This is a genomic window from Xanthomonas sp. WHRI 7945, assembly GCF_035026585.1.
Window position 1 is genome coordinate 1 of record NZ_JAYIQP010000050.1, and the last position, 1864, is coordinate 1864.

2 protein-coding genes are annotated in these 1864 nt (G+C 63.5%); both read left to right on the forward strand.

Annotated features, from left to right (window positions below; all coding sequences use genetic code 11):
- Positions 1-29: 29 nt before the first annotated feature.
- Positions 30-338, forward strand: a complete 309-nt coding sequence (locus VDQ83_RS18630) for a phosphopantetheine-binding protein (RefSeq protein WP_455436016.1) — start codon at positions 30-32, stop codon at positions 336-338.
- Positions 331-1864 (forward strand): condensation domain-containing protein (locus tag VDQ83_RS18635; protein ID WP_455436017.1); only part of this gene is annotated, 1534 nt, incomplete at its 3' end. The genes VDQ83_RS18630 and VDQ83_RS18635, both read left to right, overlap by 8 nt.

Genomic DNA, 1864 nt, shown 5'->3' on the forward strand with positions numbered 1-1864 from the left:
AGGCGCCGGCGGGCGAGATCGAGCAAGGGATGGCGGCGATCTGGCAGGAGCTGCTGAATCTGCAGCGTGTCGGCCGCCACGATCATTTCTTCGAGCTGGGCGGGCACTCGCTGCTGGTGATGCAGCTGGTGATCCGCATCCGCGAGCAGTTCCACGTCGACGTGCCGCTGCGGGTGCTGTTCGAACGGCCAATGCTTTCGGAGCTGGCCGGATCGATTGGCGAACTGCAGCAGGAAGTCTTCCTGGGCGAGGACCTGCAACACATGCAGAACGAACTGGACTCGCTTTCCGAAGAGGAATTGCGCGCCATGCTCGAACGGGAATCGATCAATGAGTGACAACAACGACGCGCTGGAAGCGCTGAAGCGCACAATCCTGCAGAACCGGATGAAGCAACGGATGGCGTTGCATGCCACCGGCAAGAAACAGCAAGGCATCCCACGCGCCGATCGCGGCGCGCCGTTGCCACTGTCGTCGGCACAGCAGCGGCTGTGGTTCCTGGATCAGCTCGATCGCGCTGCGGGCGCGGCCTATCATGTGTCCGCCGTGTTGCGGCTGGTCGGCGCTCTGGATCACGCGGCGCTGCGCGCGAGTCTGGACAGGATCGTGGCGCGGCACGAGAATCTGCGGACCACGTTCGTCAACGCTGGCGGATCGCCGGTTCAGGTGATTGCGCCCGAAGACAACGGCTTCGCGCTAGTCGACCAGGACCTGCGCGATCTCGATGCCGGTGCGCAGGCCGCGGCGGTGGCCGACCTGAGCGCGAGCGATGCGCATGCGCCGTTCGATCTTTCGCGTGGTCCGTTGATTCGCGGCCGCCTGCTCAAGCTCGCCGAGCACGAGCATGTGCTGCTTGTCACCCAGCACCACATTGTCTCCGACGGCTGGTCGACCGCGATCCTGGTGAAGGAATTCAGCGCGCTGTACGCCGCGTTCTGCAGGGGCGAACCCGATCCGCTACCGCCATTGCCGATCCAGTACGCCGATTACGCCGTATGGCAGCGGCAGTGGTTGCAAGGCGACGTGCTGCAAGGCCAACTCGATTTCTGGCGCGAGCATCTGGCTGGTGCGCCGGCGCTGTTGGAATTGCCCGTCGACCATCCGCGGCCGGAGGTTCCTAGCTATGCGGGCAGCGCGGTCGATGTGAACCTGTCCCCGGAACTCACCGCCGCACTGCGGGCATTGTCGCAACGTCATGGCGTGACCCTGTTCATGACGCTGTTGGCGGCCTGGGCGGTGCTTCTGTCGCGCCTGAGCGGGCAGGACGACATCGTGATCGGCAGCCCGGTCGCGAACCGCACGCGCGCCGAAATCGAACCATTGGTAGGCTTCTTCGTCAACACGCTGGCATTGCGGGTGGATCTGTCTGCGGACCCGAGCGTTGCGCAACTGCTTGCGCAGATCAAGGCGACGACGCTCGGCGCATATGCGCACGCGGATCTGCCGTTCGAACAGGTCGTGGAGGCGCTGCAACCCGAACGCAGCCTCAGCTACAGTCCCGTATTCCAGGTGCTGTTGAGCATGAGCAACGACAATGGCGACCGCTCGCTGCATCTGCCCGGCCTGGCGCTCGAGCAGATCGAGGCGCCATACAACAACGCTCATTTCGATCTGGATCTGGCGTTCTTCGATTCGGGAAACGGCCTCACGGGCAAGCTGACTTACTCCAGCGATCTCTTCGACCGCAGTACGGTAGCGCGCTTCAATGCATATCTGGTCGCTGTGTTGACAGCAATGGCGTCCGACGCGGCGCAAGCGACAAGTTCGTTGTCGCTGTTGTCGCCAGCCGAGCGCCAGCAGATGCTGTTTGCTTTCAACGCGACCGATACGGCATATCCGCATTTGGCGACGATCCACGGCCTGT